This window comes from Owenweeksia hongkongensis DSM 17368 (assembly GCF_000236705.1).
Classification (GTDB): domain Bacteria; phylum Bacteroidota; class Bacteroidia; order Flavobacteriales; family Schleiferiaceae; genus Owenweeksia; species Owenweeksia hongkongensis.
In genome coordinates this window covers 1,018,793-1,041,470 of the sequence record NC_016599.1, presented here as the reverse complement: position 1 = coordinate 1,041,470, position 22,678 = coordinate 1,018,793, and the positions used below count along the sequence as shown (strand labels likewise).

At 38.9% G+C, this 22,678-nt stretch carries 14 protein-coding genes; 4 read left to right on the top strand and 10 right to left on the bottom strand.

Annotation, left to right across the window (positions count from 1 at the left end; genetic code table 11):
• Nucleotides 1–851 precede the first annotated feature (851 nt).
• Genes murQ through OWEHO_RS04715 form a run of 5 tightly spaced genes read right to left on the bottom strand, consistent with a single transcriptional unit; the run spans nucleotide 852 to nucleotide 5,971 of the window.
• Nucleotides 852–1,655: an N-acetylmuramic acid 6-phosphate etherase gene (murQ, locus tag OWEHO_RS04735; RefSeq protein ID WP_014201330.1), complete on the bottom strand. Its 804-nt coding sequence runs from the start codon at nucleotides 1,653–1,655 to the stop codon at nucleotides 852–854.
• On the bottom strand, nucleotides 1,652–2,053 hold the full coding sequence (locus OWEHO_RS04730; RefSeq protein ID WP_014201329.1) for a putative toxin-antitoxin system toxin component, PIN family: 402 nt from the start codon (nucleotides 2,051–2,053) through the stop codon (nucleotides 1,652–1,654). Before OWEHO_RS04730 ends, murQ begins: the two co-directional genes overlap by 4 nt.
• Nucleotides 2,050–2,265 carry a hypothetical protein gene (locus OWEHO_RS04725; protein ID WP_014201328.1) on the bottom strand — a complete coding sequence of 72 codons (216 nt, stop codon included), beginning with the start codon at nucleotides 2,263–2,265 and terminating at the stop codon, nucleotides 2,050–2,052. The genes OWEHO_RS04730 and OWEHO_RS04725 overlap by 4 nt, the downstream gene beginning before the upstream one ends.
• A 55-nt stretch (nucleotides 2,266–2,320) precedes the next feature.
• Complete coding sequence (locus OWEHO_RS04720) at nucleotides 2,321–3,535, bottom strand: RsmB/NOP family class I SAM-dependent RNA methyltransferase (RefSeq protein ID WP_014201327.1); 1,215 nt, start codon at nucleotides 3,533–3,535, stop codon at nucleotides 2,321–2,323.
• Between the two features lie 24 nt (nucleotides 3,536–3,559).
• Nucleotides 3,560–5,971 carry an alpha-ketoacid dehydrogenase subunit alpha/beta gene (locus OWEHO_RS04715; protein WP_014201326.1) on the bottom strand — a complete coding sequence of 804 codons (2,412 nt, stop codon included), beginning with the start codon at nucleotides 5,969–5,971 and terminating at the stop codon, nucleotides 3,560–3,562.
• Between the two features lie 236 nt (nucleotides 5,972–6,207).
• On the opposite strand from OWEHO_RS04715, the gene OWEHO_RS04710 reads away from it, so the two are divergent.
• The 4 genes from OWEHO_RS04710 to OWEHO_RS04695 all read left to right on the top strand — a co-directional run bounded on the left by OWEHO_RS04710 (nucleotide 6,208) and on the right by OWEHO_RS04695 (nucleotide 8,231).
• Entirely contained in the window at nucleotides 6,208–7,281 is a 1,074-nt protein-coding gene (locus OWEHO_RS04710) for a sensor histidine kinase (RefSeq protein ID WP_014201325.1), read from the top strand.
• The gene (locus OWEHO_RS04705) at nucleotides 7,250–7,651 is read left to right on the top strand and encodes a response regulator (RefSeq protein ID WP_014201324.1); all 402 of its coding nucleotides are present in this window, start codon (nucleotides 7,250–7,252) and stop codon (nucleotides 7,649–7,651) included. Before OWEHO_RS04710 ends, OWEHO_RS04705 begins: the two co-directional genes overlap by 32 nt.
• Before the next feature lie 28 nt (nucleotides 7,652–7,679).
• Nucleotides 7,680–7,961: a DUF427 domain-containing protein gene (locus OWEHO_RS04700; RefSeq protein ID WP_014201323.1), complete on the top strand. Its 282-nt coding sequence runs from the start codon at nucleotides 7,680–7,682 to the stop codon at nucleotides 7,959–7,961.
• 78 nt (nucleotides 7,962–8,039) lie between these two features.
• Complete coding sequence (locus OWEHO_RS04695; RefSeq protein WP_014201322.1) at nucleotides 8,040–8,231, top strand: cold-shock protein; 192 nt, start codon at nucleotides 8,040–8,042, stop codon at nucleotides 8,229–8,231.
• A gap of 150 nt (nucleotides 8,232–8,381) precedes the next feature.
• Here OWEHO_RS04695 and OWEHO_RS04690 read toward each other — a convergent pair whose 3' ends face one another.
• The 5 genes from OWEHO_RS04690 to OWEHO_RS04670 form a co-directional block, all read right to left on the bottom strand.
• Complete coding sequence (locus tag OWEHO_RS04690) at nucleotides 8,382–12,989, bottom strand: T9SS type A sorting domain-containing protein (RefSeq protein WP_014201321.1); 4,608 nt, start codon at nucleotides 12,987–12,989, stop codon at nucleotides 8,382–8,384.
• 17 nt (nucleotides 12,990–13,006) lie between these two features.
• On the bottom strand, nucleotides 13,007–14,560 hold the full coding sequence (locus OWEHO_RS04685; protein WP_014201320.1) for a T9SS type A sorting domain-containing protein: 1,554 nt from the start codon (nucleotides 14,558–14,560) through the stop codon (nucleotides 13,007–13,009).
• Nucleotides 14,561–14,663: 103 nt separating this feature from the next.
• Nucleotides 14,664–16,211 (bottom strand): T9SS type A sorting domain-containing protein, encoded by a 1,548-nt coding sequence (locus tag OWEHO_RS04680; RefSeq protein ID WP_014201319.1) that lies wholly within the window; start codon nucleotides 16,209–16,211, stop codon nucleotides 14,664–14,666.
• 42 nt (nucleotides 16,212–16,253) lie between these two features.
• On the bottom strand, nucleotides 16,254–20,891 hold the full coding sequence (locus OWEHO_RS04675) for a T9SS type A sorting domain-containing protein (protein ID WP_014201318.1): 4,638 nt from the start codon (nucleotides 20,889–20,891) through the stop codon (nucleotides 16,254–16,256).
• Between the two features lie 9 nt (nucleotides 20,892–20,900).
• On the bottom strand, nucleotides 20,901–22,442 hold the full coding sequence (locus tag OWEHO_RS04670) for a T9SS type A sorting domain-containing protein (RefSeq protein WP_014201317.1): 1,542 nt from the start codon (nucleotides 22,440–22,442) through the stop codon (nucleotides 20,901–20,903).
• Between the last annotated feature and the right edge of the window lie 236 nt (nucleotides 22,443–22,678).

Genomic DNA, 22,678 nt, shown 5'->3' with positions numbered 1-22,678 from the left:
TTGCGTGTTTCACCTAGATAAACACATTCAGAGTTTGTTGCAATCTGATTTCCTTGGTATTTAAAGTTTACAATGGACGGGTTATTCAGAGAGCTCCTAATCTCTTTGCTAACGTTGGAAATTGTGAAAAAAGAGAACAGTACTATAACTGATATAATGTTGTGGACTGTGGCACTAAGTTGTTTTCCAGAGTTTAGCAGATGTTTTCTGTGAATTTCGGATAGAAAATAGCCCAGTATGTAAAGAAGTGTACTAAATAAAGTGATTAATAATAAGAATGAAAAATTTGGTCGGTGCAGATAGTATGCTACTACAACAAGTATAAAGCATATGATTAGTGAAATAGAATACCAGAAATGATATTTAAAATATTTAATGAACCGATTAACTAAATACTTTTCGCTAACGTGATCTTCCGAGACATTAACAAATGCGCCATACCCACTAGGCGCAATTACATAGTGGAGGAAAACTGATAAACTAAGCAATACCAAGTAATAGATTACATCTGGGAGAAAGAGTATTATTATTTCTGTAAAATCAATAAAATTAATTATCTGTACCCCGAAGAACTGATAATATAAGGAGAGTTTAAGGTACCCAAAGACGATAAGGATACTTGGGTAGACTGGTATGAGTTCCTTTAAGATTGCTTTATTGAAGTATGCCATGGTTAGTAATTGTTATTAAGAGGTTATTGGAAATTTACCTAAATAATGCGATTGGTAAGATTAGAAGAGGAAGTGAAAAATCTAATCAACTAATTCACGGAGTTCTTATCCTGTTCAAAATTAAATACCAAAATCTTTTTGGTCCTTTTTGCAGCAATGGGAAAAAGGGCATGAAGATACTTACTTCAAAAACGCCTCAACCGCTTTCCTTACACCTCCATGCTCTTTCAATAGTCTTTCAGCAGTTTCAGCATCAGTACCGGTTTCGCTCATAATCATGCGGGTGCCACGGTCTACAAGCTTGTTGTTGCTAAGCTGCATATCCACCATTTTGTTGCCCTTTACGCGGCCAAGCTTTATCATGGTGGTGGTAGAAATCATATTGAGAATTAGTTTTTGAGCGGTGCCGGCTTTCATGCGAGTACTTCCAGTTACAAACTCAGGGCCTACCACAGCTACTATAGGAAAATCTGCTTCAGCGATAACGGGAGCATCAGCATTGCAGGTAATGCAGGCTGTGGCAATTCCTCGTTTTCGGCATTCTTTTAATCCCCCTATTACGTAAGGAGTGGTTCCTGAGGCAGCAATGCCCAAAACCATATCGTTTGTGTTGATGTCAAATTCTCCCAAATCGCGCAAAGCACCTTGGGTATCATCTTCGGCAAATTCTACAGCTTTGCGAATAGCGGTGTCGCCACCGGCAATAAGGCCAACCACCATATTGGGATCAGCGCCAAAAGTAGGAGGGAGCTCAGAGGCATCTAAAATACCCAAACGTCCGCTGGTGCCGGCACCAATGTAGAAAAGGCGACCACCAACTTTCATTTTTTCAACCACCACATCCACCAATTTCTCTATTTCTGGAATGCACGTTTGCACAGCCAGTGCCACCTTTTGATCTTCATTATTAATGTTAGTCAAAAGATCTTGTGTGCTCATCTTTTCCAGATGATTGTATAGAGAATCGCTTTCGGTGGTTTTCATGAAATGTGTTCCTTAAGTTGGGTAAGTGAAATTATTTGGCAAGTGTCGATTTTTCCTAAAACAAGTAAATCATCATCTCCGCTCACTAAAAAATTGGCATGGCCATCTACAGCAAGGTTTAAAAGAAAGTTATCATCAGGATCACGGCAAAGTTCATAATTTGAATGAACATCTATCATTACACCATACTCTTCAAAACGCAAAAGAAGATCGGTGAGTTGTTTGTCGGAAAAGTACTTTTGGAGCTTAGGTTTTTTAGCTACTCTTAGAAATTCAGAAAGTAGCTGTTCACTAAATAATAAGTGAAATTCAGGATTTTTGAAAAAATGATCGAGCCAGCTTAAATGGGGAGAAAGGAGATAACTTATCCAAATATTGGTATCCAATACAATTCTCATTCTCCGTCATTCATCTGCTTACGTACAGCCTTTACCTCTTTTTGGATGTCCTCCAATGAAGGTGACTCCTCTTTCCTCAAGTCTTTCAGCAGTTCAAAAAACTTGTCTCGCTTGAATTCAGATTTAGAAACTTTTATAAGTTTCATATCCATCAAATTCATCAGAAGCTTTTTGGCTTTGGGGTTTAGTATTTCTACATTCAGTATTTCCATACTCGTAAATTTAAGACAATTTCAAGTTAAAACGTAGTACCCACTAATAGCTTGCTTAAGCTTTTTGAAGTAGAGCCATGTAAAAACCATCCGATACTTTGGATGGGTTCACGCGCTTTTCTTCAATCAATTTAAAATCTTCACGCTTGGCCAAAAACGTCTTTACCTGATCTTCGTTTTCGCTGTGTAGAATGGAGCATGTAGCATAAACCATCATTCCACCAGACTTAAGCATAGTGGAGTAATCGTTTAGAATATCTTGTTGAATCCCTTTTACTTTTTCCAAATCTTCAGGTTTGATTTTCCACTTGGTATCAGGGTTACGTTTTATAACTCCCGTACCCGAACATGGAACATCAAGCAAAAGACGATCAGCTTTGTCCTTCAATCTCTTGATGGTTTTTGAACCCTCGATGTGCTTGATTTCAATATTGTGAGCACCATTTCTCTTGGCGCGTCTTTTTAGTTCCACAAGTTTTCGCTCTTCCACATCCATGGCAATGAGCGAACCTTTGTTTTGCATAAGCGCAGCAAGGTGAAGTGTCTTACCTCCGGCACCGGCACAAGCATCAATTACCTTCATTCCAGGCTCTGGCCTAAGGAACGGAGCGATAAGTTGCGAACCACCATCCTGAACTTCAAAAAGGCCACTTTTGAAACTTGCATTGCTAAAGATATTTTGGCGTTGCTTAAAGATCAAGCCGACCTCATTTTCTGAGAAATTGTGCGTTTCCACACCTTCTTTCTTAAAAATGGTTTTCAATTCCTGGCGAGTGGTTTTTAGGGTATTTGCCCTTATTATCAATTCTGCAGGAAGGTTGAGATTTTGAGCGATAATTGGCCAATCTTTGCCTAAATCTTCATTAGCCAGTTCGTCAAACCAAATAGGAAAGGACTGCTGCACGCCTACATCATTGGGAAGCGAGCGTTTTGCACTTTTTATGTCAATATCCTGAACCGCTTCAAAGCCATGCCACTCTGGTAGCTCCTGACCATTAAGGCGCCACCAAAGACCAAAAATTCGGGTCAGTTCATTTCGCTTTAGCGAAGGCGACTTGCCATAAAGTTCCCATAGGTATCTCCACCAGCGCACTATTTCGTAGGTGCTTTCCGCAATAAAAGCTCTGTCGCGAGAGCCCCATTTTGGGTTGGATTTAAGTGTGCGTTCAATCACTTTGTCTGCATAAAAACCTTTACCAAAGATGGTTTCAAGTGAATCTATTACAGCCTCAATGAGGTTTTTGTGCAACCGGGGTTGTCTGTTTTCCAAGGGAAATATTTTAAGTCCAAAAAATTAAATTGCTGGAAAGCGAGTAGGGTCAGCTTCGTGCATCATGGCATATACTTGCTCTACAATATCGTCAGCTGATGGCTTAGAGAAATAATCTCCATCGGTACCATAAGCAGGGCGGTGAGCTTTTGCAGTAATGCTAAGCGGCTTGCTATCCAAATGCTTGTAACCACCTTGCTCTTCTAGCACTTGCTGCATAATGAATGCGCTTGCACCACCAGGCACATCTTCATCCATCACTACCAAGCGATTGGTGTTTGCCAGGCTTTTTACAATGTCATGGTTTCTATCAAAAGGAAGTAGAGACTGTACATCAATCACCTGCATGTCGATACCCATTTCTTCTAGAAGATTAGCAGCATCCATTGCAATTCGGCAGCTACTGCCATAAGTTACAAGGGTAAGGTCACTTCCTTCGCGGATAGTTTCAACTACACCAAGTGGGGTCCTTATTTCGCTAAGGTTATCAGGAGTACGCTCTTTCAAACGGTAACCATTTAGACATTCCACGATAAGTGCAGGGTCATCACTTTCCAGCATGGTATTATAAAATCCAGCTGCTTTAGTCATGTTTCTTGGTACTAAAACATGAACTCCGCGAACGGTATTAATAATAGATCCCATTGGAGAACCGCTGTGCCATACACCTTCTAAACGGTGGCCACGAGTACGAATTACAACCGGAGCTTTTTGACGACCTTTGGTTCTGTAGTGTACAGTTGCCAAATCATCACTCATTATTTGAAGTGCATATAGCAAGTAATCTAAATATTGGATTTCAGCGATTGGGCGCAAACCACGCATCGCCATTCCTATACCTTGACCCATAATAGTAGCTTCACGAATACCAGTGTCAAACACACGGCCTTCGCCATGCTTCTCCTGAAGTCCTTCCAAACCTTGGTTTACATCGCCAATTTTACCGCTGTCTTCCCCAAAGATTAACACTTCTGGTTTTTCAGTAAGTAGTCGGTCAAAGTTTTCTTTAAGGATAATTCGAGCGTCAACTTCTTTCGAATCATCGCTATAAATTGGAGCAACCTCTTCAATGCGAAGAGGACTTAAATCGGATTGACTATATAGGTAATCGTTGTAACGATCTTTGTTTTTTACGTTTTCGGCTTCTAGCCAATTTTTTAACTCTGCGCTGGCATCACCGTCATTGCGAAGTGCCCATACCGCTCTGCGTGCTGCAGAAATAGCATCTTTTCGCAAAGGATCCATAGTGCTTTTTAGAGTAGCAGCCATTGCCGAAATTTCCTCACTATTCGAAGATTTTGCGGCAGCAGCTTCAATCATACCCACTACGGTGTTTACTTCTTCTTTAATAGGATTGATAAAGTTGCTCCAAGCTGCAGTTTTAGCTTCACGAGCTACTTTTTTAGCAGCTTTTTCAATGTCTACCAATTCTTCTTCTGTAGCCACCGCGCTCATTATCATCCACTCGCGCATCTTTTTGATACAGTCAAATTCTTGTTCCCACTTAAGGCGCTGCTCATTTTTGTAGCGCTCATGCGAACCAGATGTAGAGTGGCCTTGCGGCTGAGTGATTTCATTAACATGAATCAATACAGGAACGTGCTGCTCGCGAGCTATTTTTTCTGCTTTCTCATAGGTTTCCACTAAACTTGGGTAATCCCATCCTTTTACATTCAGGATTTCAAAACCATTGGTGTCTTCATCCTTTTGGAAGCCTTTTAATATTTCAGAGATATTCTCTTTAGTAGTTTGGTACTTGGCGTGTACCGAAATACCATAATCATCATCCCACACAGAGATAACCATCGGTACTTGTAGTACACCGGCAGCATTGAAAGTTTCAAAAAACAAACCTTCAGAAGTAGAAGCGTTACCGATAGTTCCCCAAGCTATCTCATTACCATTTTTAGAGAAGTTGGTGAAGTCCTTAAGATCTTTATTTTCACGATACACCTTTGAAGCTTCTGCCAAACCTAGTAGGCGTGGCATTTGCCCTGCGGTAGGAGATATATCAGCCGATGAATTTTTTTGAGCAGTAAGGTCTTTCCAGTTACCATTTTCATCCAAAGACTGAGTGGTAAAGTGCCCGTTCATTTGCCTTCCGGCAGAAGCTGGCTCGTTCTCGTGATTGGTATCTGCGTATAAGCTGGCAAAAAATTGCTGTGTGGTAAGCTGGCCGATTGCCATCATAAAGGTTTGATCGCGGTAGTATCCAGCGCGGAAATCACCATTCTTAAAAACCTTACTCCAGGCAATTTGAGCAACTTCTTTTCCATCACCAAAAATTCCAAACTTGGCTTTACCAGTCAATACCTCTCTACGTCCGATAAGACTTGCTTCGCGGCTTTCAATGGCTAATTTGTAGTCATTGATTACTCCTTCTTTAAACTCTTCAAACGTCAATTGCTTATCAGATTGGGTGCGGGTATCACTCATATTAAGATCATTTTTAATGGAGTGCAAATGTAGCCAATAATAGGAGGTGAGTCAATGGAAATAGAGATCAGCTATTTTGGGGCTTACTTGAAGGGCGAATATTGAAATACACGGCCAGATGCTAGAGAAAGATTGCTAAATAATGACCTGATTTTAAAGCGGATATTTTAGAATTTAACTATTTTTAGTGGCGATGAGAACATCATCTTAACTAACAAACTAACATACATATCGCTTTGAACACAAACAATACACTTCAAAAAGTACTGTTTGAAAGTAAGCATTTAGCTCTATGCTTACTTGATAAATCAGGAAACGTTGTAGCTGTCAATAGCACTTTTAAAAATCAACTCTGTCAGGAGGAAATAGACACTTCAAGGCCTGTTTCTATTCGTAACCTTTCATTTTGGAATAAAGACTTAAAAGCCTTAGACACTGCCTGGAAAGAGTTTTTAGTAAATGGTGCGGCCAGTTTTAATTCATATTTATACAATAGAGAAGAGTTATTGTTTCATGAGGTAGAACTTAAACAAGCTAATGATGAAGGAGGTGTTTTGATGGAGTTTTTTAAGAAGCAAGAACCCACCAAAGCTGAAAAAGAATCAGCTAAGACGGATGGTGAATTGGATAACATAGCGGCAATAATCTCGCATGATTTAAGAGGTCCTGTTTCAAATATTGCCTATTTGCTTTCAATTTTTGATGGAGGCGTAGCTGATAAAGAAGAGTTGGAAGAATTTATGGATGCCCTGAAAAAATCAAATGCTAAAACACTGGATATAATTGATGAAATGGGAGTAATTATAAATCCCAAACTTAAGCGCAGGTCACATTCTGCATCATCGCTACAACCCTTGATTTGCTCAATATTAGAGAATTTTGAAGAGGAAATATCTCAAACTCAGGCCAGGGTTGTTATTGATATTCAAGATCATTCAGATTGGAAGGTACCAAAGGGAGCGTTTGAGATGATTTTGAAACAGGTGGTTTCAAACAGCCTGAAGTACCGTAAAGAAGATGAAACACCAAAAATTGTAATAACTTGCTCTCGCAAAAATGGAGATAGAATAATAGAGGTTAAAGACAACGGATTAGGTTTTGATGTGGTTGAAAATGAGCAGCATTTATTCGGCTTGTTTCAAACCTTTCATAATCGTCCAGACTCACGTGGTATTGGATTATTTCAGGTAAAAAACAGGCTGCTATCAATCGGGGGTGCGATAAGCCTGAAAAGTCAAGAAGGAATAGGTACCACCGTAACCTTAAATTTTAAGCAAAATGAACTCGAAGAAGCACCTCTGTATAATTGATGACGATAAAATTTATCAATTTACTATTAAGAAGACACTTGAATTAAAGCAAAACTTTGATAGGCTAAGTTGCTTTGATGATGGTTTAGCTGCAATTAATTACATTAAAGATAATCTGGATAACCAGACTGAAATCCCAGATATAATACTGTTGGATATTAAGATGCCAAGAATGAACGGTTGGGATTTCCTTGAGGAGTTTTTAACTATTAAACCGCTAATAAAAAAGGAACTTGATCTTTTTTTGGTTACATCCAGTATTGATTACCGCGATAGAGAACGGGCACTCGATTATTCGGAAATCAGTAAATTTAGAGTAAAACCTATTTCCTACAAAGAAATGGAGCATATCTTAATGGAGGTGGCTTAAGTCATAAATAAAGAACAAAACTAGAATCATGAAAGCAATTTGGAACGGAGAGGTACTTGCGGAAAGTGATGAAACCATAGTAATTGAAAACAATCATTATTTTCCTCCTAATAGTATAGATAAGAAGTTTTTCAAGCTCAGCGAGTTACATACTTTTTGTCCATGGAAGGGAGAAGCATCATATTACGATATAGAAGTAAATGGAAATGTGAATGAAAATGCAGCGTGGTATTATCCTAAAACCAAGGACTTAGCGAAGGGTATAGAGGGCTATGTTGCTTTTTGGAAAGGGGTAGAAATCAAGCAATAATTTTATTTTTCAGAATCTACCTCTAATTTGCTGAGTTCAATTATCTTTGGAACTTATTAATTTTCAATTATTTTAGTTATGCCTAATGGTAAAGTGAAGTTTTTCAATGATTCTAAAGGATATGGATTTATTGTAAACGATGACACCCAACAAGAAATCTTCGTACATGTATCAGGTCTTTCTCACGAAGTGAGAGAAGGTGATGCTGTATCATTTGACGAACAAGAAGGAAAGAGAGGAATGAACGCAGTAAACGTGCGTGCCATATAAATGATTTGATTTTTTCTTTTGAAATTAAAAGCCCTGAAGAAATTCAGGGCTTTTTTTTTGTTTCAATGTCCCGTCCTTCAATAGGTTTACACCAAACCAAAAAAGGAGAACCACATTGGTTCTCCTTTTTTGATAAAGTCAATATCCAGCCTAATTCTTCATAAACTTGGCTGAATAAGTAGTTTTTGCCTCACTTGTTATTCTGATAGTATATAAACCCTTTGCCAAGGTTTCAACAATGATAGACTGTCCACCTTTCCTATTGTTTTCAAATTCACCATCCAAAACTATCTGACCCTGGAGGTTGTAAATCTGATAGGTATAATTGGATAATGTTTGGCTTAGTGGTAGCTCTACCGTAAGTGAATGGTAGGTAGGTGAAGGGTATAGTGATAAAGTACCGCTCATACTTTGCAATTCTTCTTGCCCTACTGTTTCACAACTCCCTGTACTTAATTCTAAGCATAGGTCATCGATGATCCAACCCTCACCGTGGTTGCTCGCATTGGATGCAAACCTGAATCTAAACTGCATGGAAGTATCCCAGAAAACTTTAAAATCGTTTTGTGCCTTTTTCCATCCATTAGAAGAGCCACTCCACCCTGGCTTTACCCCATCAAGAGACTGAATTGCTTGGGTATTGTACCAAGCGGTATCTGTACTCCAATATTTACCTAAAGTTTGCCATGTAATACCTGAGTCCAGACTTAGCTCTACCTGGCAACCATCATAATTTAATTCTGTATCGTATTGGTGCCAAAAGCTAAGTGTGTAGCACTGCTGTCCCGTTACCTCAAATACGGGAGTATAGAGGTAGGTGTTTAAAAGTGGCTGGTATTCATTTCCTGAGGTAAACCACGCATTACTTCCTTGATGGGGGCTATTAAAAATAGTTTTAGACGGTACACCCTTTTCCCAGCTAGTATTTATAATTCCGGTGGAGGCATTCAGTGGAGCAAAATACTGGCTACTTTCAAAATCAAAACATAGAGGCAGTGTATCATTAAAATTAGATATAACAGAAATAGGAATGATAAGGGTGTCATCATTGTTGATGTCATCCTTTCTATTATTCGGGTTTGATGTATAAATTATCAATTCAGTGATACTTGTATCAAGCTGTATGGCATTACTCAAAACAAGCCAGCGCGACTGCCCTTTTTTTAAGGGTGGGTTTAGGCTAAAATTTTCTGTAACAACTGAACTAGAACTGGTGGCTATACTAACCTCAACCTGACTTAGAGGCGCCTCTGCAGTATTAGAAATTTGAACACTTCCATCATTAGCCCCTTGCTTAGGTATTAAGTTGGTAAACTCAAGATTAAGAGGGGAACCTGAATTTTGACTAGGAACATATATAGCGATGCTATCTATTGCCCAACCAAATACTTTGCTTGCTGATGTTACAAAACGAAGCTTTTTAGGCCCAGGAGTATTAAACTCATCCAAGGGGTAAGAAGATCGAATCCACCCATTAGAGTTTCCGGTAAACCCTTTTGGGTAATTACTGTTGGAGGTGCTTGAGATATAAGATTTCCAATTAACACCATATAAACCTGCGTTGGTAAGCTGAGCCCAATTCTGACCATCATAAATTTCTACCGCCCCAAAGTTGGAATTGTCAACACTAAAATCAAAATATTGCCAAAACTCAAGACGTACATTATACAATGTATCTAGGCCGGAAAATGTAGGCAGTTCGAAATAGCTATTATATGCATTATGATTGAGAGCGTTAGTGTCTGCGTTGGTTACTATGCAACTTGTTCCTTTTAATGCCGAATCCAACTTGTTTTTTTGAGGAGTGGCTACTTCCCACTGCTTCATTCTACCGTATGGAGATACTTCATTATAGCAGTTTTCAAAATCATTAAAATATGGAAGACTTATTGAGCCGAGTGAAACCAAGTCTTGATAAATTGTGTCATTTTCGGGGCTTAGGTCACCAGGTGTTTCCAGCCAAAACTTTGCACGGTAATCTCCAGCTGGCACCGTGCTTTGAAAGGATAAACTATTGACTATTGCACCAGTGTTTTGTCCACTATTAAAATTGTAACTCGTGTCACTTTGTCCATAAATAACAGGAAGAGTGGGATCACATTTATTGATGAGCGCCACATGTAGCACCTTTGGAAAATTGGTAGTAGAGCTGGTGTCATTCCAGTTGCTAAAGTTTATAGCTATTGAAGGGTATGTGTTTGTGCCTTCATCTACCTGTACTAAATCAACCATGGTAAGAGCTAGATCCTTCGTAGGTTGTTCCCGTATGGTAATGTTGTCCAATACCGCCATATAATTTTGCGGAGGGTTATTTACCTCAATTTTTAATTGAATCACTTTTCCCGCGTATGCTGCTAGTGAAACTTTGAGACCGAGCAAGTTGCTTTGTAAAGGTGTATTTTGAATATAGGGACTAATTAAGGTCCAGGAGCTCTGACCGTACTCACTAGCATAAATGCTTAAGCTCTGGCCATAGGAGGTGAAATAATCTAAATTTAGAATAGGATTGCTCAAGCTGCTAAGGTCAATACATTGAGATTCTAAACTAGACTTAAGCTGCCCAGGTCTTCCTACTCTTGATCTAAATACCAAACAGTTTCCCTCGACACCAAAACCATTGCTTGGCGCAAAAATATCATCGGTAAAATATCCAGAATTTATTTCCCAAAAGAAGGCAGAGTCATTACTAGAAATAGTCCAATGCGGAGAATTTAAGTTGGCAGGCTGGCCTGTTACGGCAATACTGTTGTCAAAGTGGAGAATATAGGGGAAAGTATTGATGGCGGAAAGCTGCAACACAGGGATGTCTAATTGTACGGTATCATTGGAAGTTCTTTGGTCTCCCAAAAGATCTGACCATACCTTAAGGGTGTGGCTTGAACTTGGCGAAAGGCTAAGTGGTGTTGAAAAGGTAAAAATTGAATCTTCACCTAGTGATAAAGTACTGGCATCAATGGTATCAAACACTACCGGGCCATTATCGAGCTGATAAGCAAGTGCTACACTTGATAAGGATCCTACACCAAGGTTTGCCAAATTTATAGTTACCGGAATATTACTTGTTCCAAAGCAAGCTAGGTCATCTGTATTTGGTGAATTTAATTGAGCTACACTTAAATCATACTGGTAAGCATCTTGTATTTCTAAATCGTCAATGGCAATGTTTCCATAATGATGCGTATTGGGATTGATGATGGATGCAAATCGAAGTCTGATTATTTTACCCTTATAAGGCGAAAGGTCTATAAATGCTTTTTTCCAAGGAGCTGAAGATGAGATTTGTTGTTCGCCCCAAATTATTAGTGGCTGGTGCCAAACTTCGGTTGGAGATGCAGAGGAGTCGACAAGTAAGGCTAGCCTATTTATGTCAGCACCATACATGTGATAATAAAATGAGAAATATCTAGCTACAGAATCAGTAAGATCAATGCAGGGAAGAGTGAAAATTGTGTTTGCCTGATTAGTTTTATTCTGATATTCGGAATAAATATATTTTCCACCACCGGTTGTATGATCCCCATTGGGGCCGCTTAAAGTGGCGGGAGTACTATTTCTTCTTATTGACCAACCCGACAGTTGATTTTCGATGGGGGCAACTGAATAGGAGAGTTCCTCAGGGAAGTTACCTCTGACCGATGATCCAGATGTGCCTGTTCCTTCAATCCAAAGACTGTCTTCAAAATCCTGAGTCCAAGGAAAGGAATTGATGAAGTTATGACCAGCATTGCAAAACCCTGTAGCGCATTTTGGAAATGATTGCTCAAAGTAAAACTTATAATAACCCGTGTCCGGGAAGTAAGAGCTGTTTCCACAGATGTCAAAAGCTTCCATTTTCCACTTTATAGTATCAAAGTTATTATAGCCGCTAAATGTTGCTAAATATCTATTCGATGGATAAGAAGCTAAGGGCATATTAGTGTATCTGATAAGTGTATCATTTATAATTTCAACCAATCTTAATGAATCGATTTGATTATTATCCTGTGCAGAAACCTGGTGCGAATGCGAAAATGTGGTTGCATTATGTTGTAGACCCTCCAAGCTTTGAAAATCACAAAAATTCGTAACACTGCTAATAGAATCAATGCTTGGGGGTATCATCTCGCAGCTTGAACCCAATACCCGTATGTCATCTACGTACCAGCCACTAAGAAATGTATTTTGTGGAGGTACACCTATGGAAAAATCAGCTCTAAATCTTATAATAACCTGTGAAAAGCCAGTAGGAGAAACTACCAAATTGGTTAGGTCAAATAGTTCCTCTTTCCACCATTGATTATTAGGGATTGAATTGGGGCCAGTAAAATCCAAAGCATTCCAATCAAGATAGGAAACACTCGAAAAGCTATTATAAGGAGGAATATTTATTGAGCTTCCTAGGTATGAATTTCCATAAATCACATTATTCCAATTAGCTCCGTTGTCAACGGACACTTCTATGCTTCCATTATTAGCAAAGAAAAGTTTAACAATGTGGTCAAACTGAAGGTAAACGTGATTTTGCCCTACCGTAGAGAAAGGCTGTGTTTGAAAAACAACTTCTGAATTGTTGGCAGAACCTTTAATATGGAAAGAATGGCCTGATGAGGTATAAAGAGAATTGGTATCATTCCATGTAGTAGTAGGACTCCCAGATAGGGTTGAGACGGTAACGCTATCTGGTCCTGAGGGCTGATCAAAATTTTCATGAAACAGCAGGGTTTGTGCGTTCAGTGCACCAAATAGCAACGCAAGTACGGTTATGAAAGTCTTTTTCATGTGATGGATATTATAGCTTAGCGTTTTTCAAATTTGATTACCTCGATACCTTCGTCAGTTTGCAACTGAAGCGCATAAAAACCTTGAGGAAGCGGACTTATATCTAAGTGGTCAGGAACATCTGAAGAGGAAAGGTTAATTAGAATTTTTCCGCTTAGGTCCAGCACATTAATATTTATTGCCATCGCGGGATTCGGACATTCAATTTTTAGGAAATCATTTGCTGGATTTGGATATACTGAAAATCCTATCATTTTGGTTTCTGCTGTAGAAACCCATCCTTGGCAGCCGTCCACTTTTAGAAATAAACTATCTCCTTCATTTATTTCAAAACCACATGATGTCTCTAGAGTGTTTAAATCAGAACCCTTTCTCACGGTGAGCATGAGGGTGTCATTATAAGATAGTGGCTGGTGCAGAAAGACCTCAACCTCCCGGCACTCAAGATTGTTTTTACCTCTTAATACAGGTGATGCTCCTTTGATTGGAATCAATTGTCCTAAGCTGTTTGTCAATCCAAAATCACTACCATCTGCAGCTACCGTTGAGGTTAAAATAGGATTGTAAAATTTTACAATGATTGAGCTGTCCTGGCATGTAGAATAGGGAATACTATCTATAGAAGCATTTGACGAATAAAGTACATGATAGAGAGATGCTGTGCAATATGAAGATGCTAATATTGGCAGCTGTACATCTCTGGATGTTTGTCCTATTTTATAAAAGCTATTGGTTGCAGAGTTCAATCGAAACTCTTCTACAGTTATCTTAAACGTGATTACTTCTTGCTGAGACCCCGTAAAAGTTATTGTACCAGTTTTATAGTCAAAAGCAAATGCCCCAGGAGCGGTGGTAATAGGCTGAGATTGATGATATCCGGGAGTGTAAGCTATGGGAGAGTAAGCACCTCCACAGTTTCCAGCTAAAGGAATGTCTAGTGAGTAATATAAGCTATCACCATCTGGCTCACTAGCCAATTGGTGCCATGTAAATTCTTTACCTGCACAAAATGTCTTTACAGCAGGTGACAAAAAAGTAGGACTACTATTATTTCCAAGACTATTATCCAAACCAGCTTCAATATAAAAGTCTAATGCCCCTTGCAAATTGTCGCACTGATTTCGTGCCACTTCAGAAAATGAAAAGTTAAAGTCTGAGCAAATGCCTGGCAGATCTACTTCGGCACTATAGTAATAAAGTTCAGTTTTGTGAAAAAAGAAAACGCCAGCAGGACTGAGACAGCTCAATTGACTTGGCGTAATGATGCTGCCAACTCTGGACCCAACCAGGGTATCACTATTAGGTGCTAAAGTAATTGGATCAAAAGACAGTGAAATCGACATTTCGGGAAAACAACTAGAAGTAATACACACGATCTTGACACATGGAAATGATGGACACATAGGCACGCCTGTTTCATCCCTATATAAAGCGAGATTTACTTTATATCTATGCGGGTTGCTTGCTGTACCAATGTATTCATACCAAATATCGCCACCGGCTAAGTGACTAGCCTGCATAGAGGTGAGGGAAATGACAGAGAAAAGGAGGACGTGTAAATACTTTTTCATAATGCATTTGTATAGTTAATGAGTTGTGTGATTTTAAAAATCAAATAGCGCAGTGTGTATATCATACATCCTGCGCTATTTGGAGTTAGTGGTTCAATTGAAATTATTTTTTCAAAAATTTACTTACTCTTACTTCACCAGAAGAGCTACTTAGCTTAATGGTGTAGAGCCCAGCGTCCAGAGAATTGATATTTACCTTCTGACCTCTACTTTTATTTTTTTCAAAGCGATTATTCAGGACTTGTTGGCCATGTATATTAAAGATGGTATAATTCCAGTGATTCAAAGTTTCACCCAAAGGTAGCTCTATCATTATATAGTCGCTAGCAGGCGAGGGGTATAGCTTTATGGAGCTAGCCTTGTGCTCATTTATGGTAAAATTAGATTGACAATTGCTAACATTAAATGATACGGAATCATTAGCCGGAATGGCGGTACCGCAAATATTGAGAATGGTGTTGGTGTCACTCCCTACCTTTGACGTTATCGTAAATTTACCATCATGGTAAATAGGCTGATTGAGCTGCAACCAAACTTCATCTGCAAATAGTGAAGAGCTCTTATCATTGGTAGTAGCACTGACTACAGGAATGAGCACATTACCTGCATCCACATCCATTAGCGTAAAGTCACTTCCATCTGCCGCTAAGCTTGACTTTAAAAATGCAAAACCGGTTTTAAACTTTACGATAGAATCATAACAGTTGGGGTCAATTGAGGCGTCAATTACTATAGAATCCTTGGAGAACGACCAACTGAATTTAGCCGTGTCACACGTAGAAACTATTTGATATTGAACCTGACGACTAGTTACCCCTACGAAAATTCGAGCCTGAAATGCAGTGTCCATTCTATACTCATGAACTTTTATTTTTACTACATCATTCTCGATAGTATTTGGTATAAAGCTCATTACACCATATATGCTATCAAAATAAACACCATTTAAAGTAGATATAGGTTGAGTACGACTGTAAGCACTGTCAAAAGCTATCGGGGTATTGGCTGCAGTCCACGGGTGCGCTAATGTATAGAATAGCGAATCTCCATCAGGTTCTACGGCCGAATGATAACTAGAAGCAGGTTGGTTTAGGCAATAAGACAAAACCGGTGAAATTTCAAATTTGGGAGATGTGTTTGGCCCTATCGTATTATTTAAGCGGGAGTCTAAATATATGTTATTAGATGCAGGGTTTTGAAGGTTGGTTATGTTATTGTTTAAGCAACATAGTGAGTAGGAAAACACAAAATCAGAACATTTGCCAGGGAGTAAAACATAAGCTTGATATCGATGAATTGAAATATTAATCCAATTTGGATCAGTAATATCCGCATTAGAGCAATTGCTTTTTGGCTCAGGAAGAAACCCACCATCACCTGCATCCAGATGGGAAGGGGGCGCAACTCTTTGTACACTTATAGTCTGACTACTATAACAGGATGAGTTTAAATTTAATTGAAGGGTTGCACCTAAGCTTGCCGATCCTGATTCATTTCTTCTCAAAATTTCCAAATTAACCTTATAGTGGAAGGGTATCCCTGTTGAGTCACCGATGTATTCGTACCAAATAGATCCACCGGCTGCGTGTGAGGCAGAGGCCTGAGTTGCGAAAAGAGAAAGGATAAAAATTGTAAGTAGTAATTTTTTCATACTGTAATTTTGAGAGGTTAATTAAATTGAAACTCGTTTTAGTTATTTTTTTACAAATCTTTCAATTTGTTCAATTCCCTGATTGTTTGATAATTTGATGTTGTATAACCCCGTGGGTAGATGTGCCACATTTATCTTATAAACTTCACTGTCATTTTGGGAGAATTGCTTAGTTAAAATTGCTTGCCCTTGGAGGTTATAGATAATACATGTCCAGCTTTTTTTGCTTGATTCATACGGCAGTTTTACCATAATATGATTACTGGCAGGAGATGGGTATACAGAGATATCCTTTCTAATGGTTACAGGTTCTATCTGTCCAATAGTTTGACAACCTGAGTTAATAAGCTCCATACAAATATCATCAATAGCCCAGCCTTCTCCACTCATACTAGCATTGGATGCAAATCTGAAACGGAATTGGACTTTTCCATCCCAAAATACTTGAAGGCTTTTTTCTGCCTTTACCCAGCCATTAGATGATCCACTCCAGCCAGGCTTAAATGCATCTAAAGATTGAATAGCTGGTGTATTATACCAAAGGGAATCAGTGCTCCAATAGGAGCCTAGTGTTTGCCAGGTAGATCCTGAATCTAGGGTGAATTCAACTAATCCTCCATCAAAGCTATATTCGGTTTCATACTGGTGCCAAAAACTAAGTCGATAGCACAATCCACCTTTTATAGAGTAAATGGGCGAATACAGGTAACTGTCCAAAAGCTTTGCATAGTGGTTTGTGCCAGTGAACCAGGTGTTTTGACCGCTCTTTGCTGTGGTAATAACACTCTTGCCGGGAGATCCATTAATCCAACTGGTATCAATAGTATTGGAAGCAATATCAATAGGGACAAAGTAAGGTGATGTCTCTAAATCTATACAAGATGGTAAGTTATTTACGCTAGTCATAAAGTATAGTTTGATATACAAAGAATCATCCAAGGGTTTAGCGTCTGTATTGTTGTTTGGAAGAGATGTGTAAATAAGTAAATCCTGCAGGGTAGTGTCTAAAAGTAAAGCCTGCGTGAGCGCAACATTGGTGGATTTCCCAGCCTGTAGTGGAGTTGGTAGGGTAACACTTTCTGTAATTAAGTTGATACCATTACTTTCCGCATGCACGTTAAAAGTAGTCAATGGATGAGCACCACTATTCGTAATATTTACAAAAAGACTATTGTAACCTGATTTTGGTAAACCTGAATTGAATTTTGCACTATTTGGTCTACTCGAGTGTTGAGGGGCAATACTTATTTCAAGATCATCTATAGCCCAGCCTTCTACATTATTTGCTGTAGTAAGAAAACGAAGAATATAGGGGCCTCCATTGTTTGTGTGTGGAAGGGGTACACTTGAGTGAGTCCATCCATGGGAGCTACCTACAAAACCGTAGTTCAGTGTAGGGTCTGTAGTGGAGGAGATAAAATTGTTCCAATTAGTTCCTCCTTGATGCAAGTTGGTAAGATTGATCCAATTCTGACCATCAAAGAGCTGAACCACTCCATATCCACTATTTGTTGATCCAAAATCAAAATTTTGCCAAAAGCTGAGCTCCACCCCATAGAAGGAATCCAGGCCTGTGAAGGGCTCTAACTCAAAAATATTGTAGCTGCCAACGAGGAGACTATTGGTATCAGCATTTGTTACCATGCAGTAATCACCTCCATATGCGGAGTCTATTTGAGTTTTTGTGGGGCTACCAATTTCCCATTGGCGCATCTTTCCGTATGAGTTTAGGTAGTCATCACATGACTCAAAATCTTCGTGAATAGGTAAGCTTCTTAGTTCTGAACAAGAAAAATCCACATACAAGGTATCGTTAAAAGGCCCTTGATCTCCCACCGCACCAATCCAAAATCGCGCTCTATAGTTTCCGGCAGGCACAGGGCTTTGAAATACTAAATTGTTGTAAGTAAATTGTCCGTTGACTGAGGCGGTAGGTAATGGATTTGTATCGACATCACTCCAGCCATAAATTATGGGAGCGGAGGGATCGCACTTATCATATAGAGCTACATTAAGTCTCTTGCTATAGGATTGAGAAACTTGATGATTCCAGTCATTATAAAATATAGATATAGAAGGGATAGTATTTACACCAGCTTGGGTGGTTTGAAACGAAAGTTTACTAAGCTCCAGATCAATAGAGGGTTGTTCACGAATTACTACGTTGTCAATGGCAATAAAGTTACTCGGTGCGTTAAGAGTGTTTCTTGCTCTAATACTTATTTGAATCATTTTGCCCACATAAGCCCCAAGGGGAACTACAGCACCATGCATATGCTCTTTTGGCAAAACATCACTAAGGGTAGGTGTAATATCAACCCATGATGAAGTGCCAACTTCTTTTACAAGAATACTAAAGTCATAAGCGTTATTTTTATGATAAAGAAAGTTTAAGACTGGATTCGTAAGATTATTAAGATCAATACATTGTGATTGAATAGTGGCATAATTTGAATGAGAACTATACTGACTTTGATAAACTAAGCACTGTTGGTTTTTTCCAGCCACATTCATCGGGCCAATGTTATTATTGGTAAAAGGAGCTTTTCCTATTCTCCATTTTTCAGTGGAATTGCCATCTGGGTTTAGTATCCAGTTTGAAGAATTTAATGAACCAATTCCGCTTCCTGCATAGGTGCTATTTTCAAAATTTAAAACGTGAGGAAATGAGGTAATAGCTTCAAAGTTGTTATCAAGCAAAGACAGCTGTACAGTATCATTTGACTTGGTAGTATCTAAGGCTACCGTACTCCATACTTTTAAAGTATGACTTGCGCTTGTGGTGTAAGTGAGTAGTTGTGAAAAAGTGAAATTATGGGAGACTCCAGTTGCAGCATCTGTTAAGAAAAGTGTATCGTATTCTACCGCATTGTTATCAAGCTGGTAAGCCAAGGGTATTTTATAAAGACTATCAGAGCTTAAATTTGTAATCTGAACCTCTACCGGTATGTTTGTAGTTCCCAGACATGCTAAATTGGTAGGGGTTACAATAGAGTTTACCTCAATATCAACAGCTGGGTTTTCTGAAATCTTCAAATCATCAATGGCTATATTTGCGCGTTGAAAAGTAGAAGCATTTGAAATTGCTACAAATCGAATTTTAATGATCTTACCAGTATAAACACCTAAGTTAATTATAGCTTTTTGCCAAGGGTCGGTAGAAGAGAGTTGTTGCTCGTTTTGAATAGATTTTGCAAGGTGCCAGTTGGCAGAAGTACTACTTGTGGAATCTATATGGACATTAAGCCTAGATATATCAGCACCAAACATGTGGTAGTAATAAGACAGATTTAAGTTCTGTGTATTATTACTTAAATCAATACATGGTAGTATGAATATTGTGTTATTTCCTCCGGATTGACCTTGAAATTCAGAATACAAGTACTTGCCGTAGCCAGTGGTATGATCTTCACTTGGACCGGTATTGGTGCTGGGTGTGGCGTAACGTCTCACTGACCATCCATAGTAAGAAATACTATCAGCTGGAATAGCCTCGTAACCTTGACTTTCAGGAATGCTTCCACGCACATTCAAGCCTGAAGATCCAAAACCTACTTCCCACGCAGAGCTTTCAAAGTTTTGACTCCATGGGAATTTTTTAATGTACGCATGTTCTGAATTACAGTTGCCTGTTATACACTTGGTATTATGAGGAATAAAGTAAAACTTGTAAAATCCTGTGTCAGGAAAATAAGCCGCGTTGCCACAAGTGTCAAGTGCTTCAATACGCCACTGTACAGTGTCTGAAGGTGTGTAGTTAGCAAAAGTATAGCTGTAGTATTGTGTGGATCCTATTTTTGAAAGGGGGATATTAGGTTGAACAACGCCATTTTTTATTTGCTCCAACTTTACAGAGGCAATGGCAATATTATCATTTACCTCCCATACTTTTTGTTGACTAATTAAGGTAGGATTTACAAATCCACCATGCATAATTTTGTTGTTACACTGTGGAATAACGGTGCCTGAAGTAGCCACTTTTATAGTAGGTTTAAATATCTCGCATTGAGTTCCTATAACTTCAATGTCATCAACATACCAGCCGCTTGCATAAGTAAAGGGCATATTAGGAATATAAGACTGGAAAGTACCTTTAAATCTTACTTTGACCTGGGAATATCCTTGACCAGTAACAGGATGCAGGGTGAAGCTGGAAATATCAAAAATCTCATGCTGCCACCATTGATTATTCGGAATAGAAGTCGGCCCCGAAAAATGACTCAAAGAAGAACCCCAAATGGTAGGATAAGAAACGGAGTTAAAAAAACCTAGACTGCTGAAATTTAAAGATTGACCATAATAGCCATTTGCACCCGACAATGTTGACCATGTAGTACCATTGTCGGTTGATACTTCAATTTCCACTCTATTGGTTATCCAAATTTTTGCTATTTGATTAAAATTTAGATAAACATGCTTTTGGCCAATAGTGGAAAAAGCTGGAGTTTCGAAGCTCACAGCAGAATTATTTTGCGAGCCTTTAAGGTGATAGGAGTTACCGACAGACGAAAACACGAAGTTAGTATCATTCCAAAGAGTTGGATTATTACCTGCAATAACAATAGAGGCGCTCACGCTATCAGGGCCAGAGGGTGAGTCAAAATTTTCGTGAAAGAGTACTGATTGCCCGAACATACTTGTACAACCCATTAGGAGTACTGTAGCTATTAAGTTTTTCATTTGGAGCACTTATAGTTTTTCAAATTGCTTCGTTTCTGTCCACTCTTTGGTGGAAATGCGTATAAAGTAGATTCCTTGCGGAAGATGTTTTACACTAATATTTTCGGGTAGTTTGATAAAGTTGTTTTGCAACACTATTCTACCTGTGAAATCCAGTACCTCTAATGAGACATGCTTTGCTGACTTGGTGTATTGAAAATTGATTAAGTCATTTGTAGGGTTTGGGTATGTGCTGAAATAGTTGAAATTAAGCTCGTCTAGAGAAATTGAGGTTGTACAATCTTCAACTTTAAGTATCAAACTATCACCCTCATCAATCTCATATCCGCAGGTACTCATTAAGGTGTTTAAATCTGATCCTAGCCTGATTTTTAATTGCAGTATATCATTATACATAATGGGCTGATGGAGTGTAAGTTTTATTTGATTGGTTTTTAAACTTTGGCCATTTAGGGATTTTGCTTCAGCACTTATTATTGGAAGTATATCACCCACACTATTTAGTAAACTAAAATCGGTGCCATCGGTGGCGATAGAATTAGTGTAAATTAATTGATCCAGAAAAACGGTGACGCTGCTATCATTACATTTTAAAACTGGAGCAGCGTTAGTATCCTTGCTTATGGCAAGCCATTCTTGCGGTGGTGTTCCACAGTTTCCTGTGATAGGTAGCTGTACATCTCGCGAAGACTCTCCAATTAAAATTGGCTGACCCGTACTTGTAAATCGGTACTCGAAGGCATTTACTTTAAAAGTTACTACTTCTACTGCGGCTGGGGTAAAATTTAAATCTCCAGTAATGGGATTTAAAATCATAGGACCAAAAGTGGTCATGGGATTTTGTTCATTAAAGCCTGGGGCAAAAGCGCAGTATTCCGGTAAAGTACCACATCCTGTTCCATCCAGTGGTGTTCGAAAAGCATAATAAACGCTGTCCCCATCGGGCTCAGTGGCAGTTTGAGGCCATGAGTAAGCAGTATTTATACAAAGTGATTTTGATCCCGGAGTAATAAACTTTGGGCTACTATTGTGGCCTAATGTGTTGTTGAGCTTAGCTATAAGTTTAAAGTCTAATGATGTGCTATTTACCAAATTATCAGAAACGTTTCGACAACACAATGAATATCCGAATTCATAATCAGAACATATTCCACCAAGATCAACCTGTCCTTTAAAGAGATACTGTTCAGTAGCAGGGGAAGCGCTCATGGGGTCAGAACAATCATTGAATTCTGGCGTAAGAATAGAGCCGTTTACGGAACCACTTGTAGTGTCACTGCCCGATTGAGGTATATATGGAACAAGAGTTGCCACAACATTTTGGCTAGGAAAACAGCTAGAGGATATACATATGTTAATAGTACAGGGTCCCCCACTGCATAAGGTAGCCGCATTTACCCTATTTCTATAAAGTTTTATAAATACGTTGTATCGGTGTGGATACAAGGAGTCACCGGCATATTCATACCAAATGTCACCTCCGGCCATATGGCTACCAAAGGTTGATGTTAGAGAAAGTCCAAACACAAGCAGAATTAGCAGTTTCTTCATAGCATTAGATTTAGCCAAGGGTAATAGATAGGATATATACGAATAGGAGAGGCTGGATAGGACAGGGTCTTATCGCCTAATTTTATCTTTGGATAAATAAACTCTTTGGGAAAGACATGTTGTCTAAAAGTCCTAAGCCTTCTGCTTTGAGTGATATTGTGTTTCTTTGCACAAAGAGGCTTTTGGGAAATCATGAGTCATTATCGCGTTGAGCATTTAAAAAAGCTGCAATATTA

Coding starts and splice junctions, on each gene's coding strand:
- murQ (WP_014201330.1), bottom strand. CDS start 1,655: ATGAAAACCACCGAAAGCGATTCTCTATACAATCATCTGGAAAAGATG.
- OWEHO_RS04730 (WP_014201329.1), bottom strand. CDS start 2,053: ATGAGAATTGTATTGGATACCAATATTTGGATAAGTTATCTCCTTTCT.
- OWEHO_RS04725 (WP_014201328.1), bottom strand. CDS start 2,265: ATGGAAATACTGAATGTAGAAATACTAAACCCCAAAGCCAAAAAGCTT.
- OWEHO_RS04715 (WP_014201326.1), bottom strand. CDS start 5,971: ATGAGTGATACCCGCACCCAATCTGATAAGCAATTGACGTTTGAAGAG.
- OWEHO_RS04705 (WP_014201324.1), top strand. CDS start 7,250: ATGAACTCGAAGAAGCACCTCTGTATAATTGATGACGATAAAATTTAT.
- OWEHO_RS04700 (WP_014201323.1), top strand. CDS start 7,680: ATGAAAGCAATTTGGAACGGAGAGGTACTTGCGGAAAGTGATGAAACC.
- OWEHO_RS04695 (WP_014201322.1), top strand. CDS start 8,040: ATGCCTAATGGTAAAGTGAAGTTTTTCAATGATTCTAAAGGATATGGA.
- OWEHO_RS04690 (WP_014201321.1), bottom strand. CDS start 12,989: ATGAAAAAGACTTTCATAACCGTACTTGCGTTGCTATTTGGTGCACTG.
- OWEHO_RS04685 (WP_014201320.1), bottom strand. CDS start 14,560: ATGAAAAAGTATTTACACGTCCTCCTTTTCTCTGTCATTTCCCTCACC.
- OWEHO_RS04680 (WP_014201319.1), bottom strand. CDS start 16,211: ATGAAAAAATTACTACTTACAATTTTTATCCTTTCTCTTTTCGCAACT.
- OWEHO_RS04675 (WP_014201318.1), bottom strand. CDS start 20,891: ATGAAAAACTTAATAGCTACAGTACTCCTAATGGGTTGTACAAGTATG.
- OWEHO_RS04670 (WP_014201317.1), bottom strand. CDS start 22,442: ATGAAGAAACTGCTAATTCTGCTTGTGTTTGGACTTTCTCTAACATCA.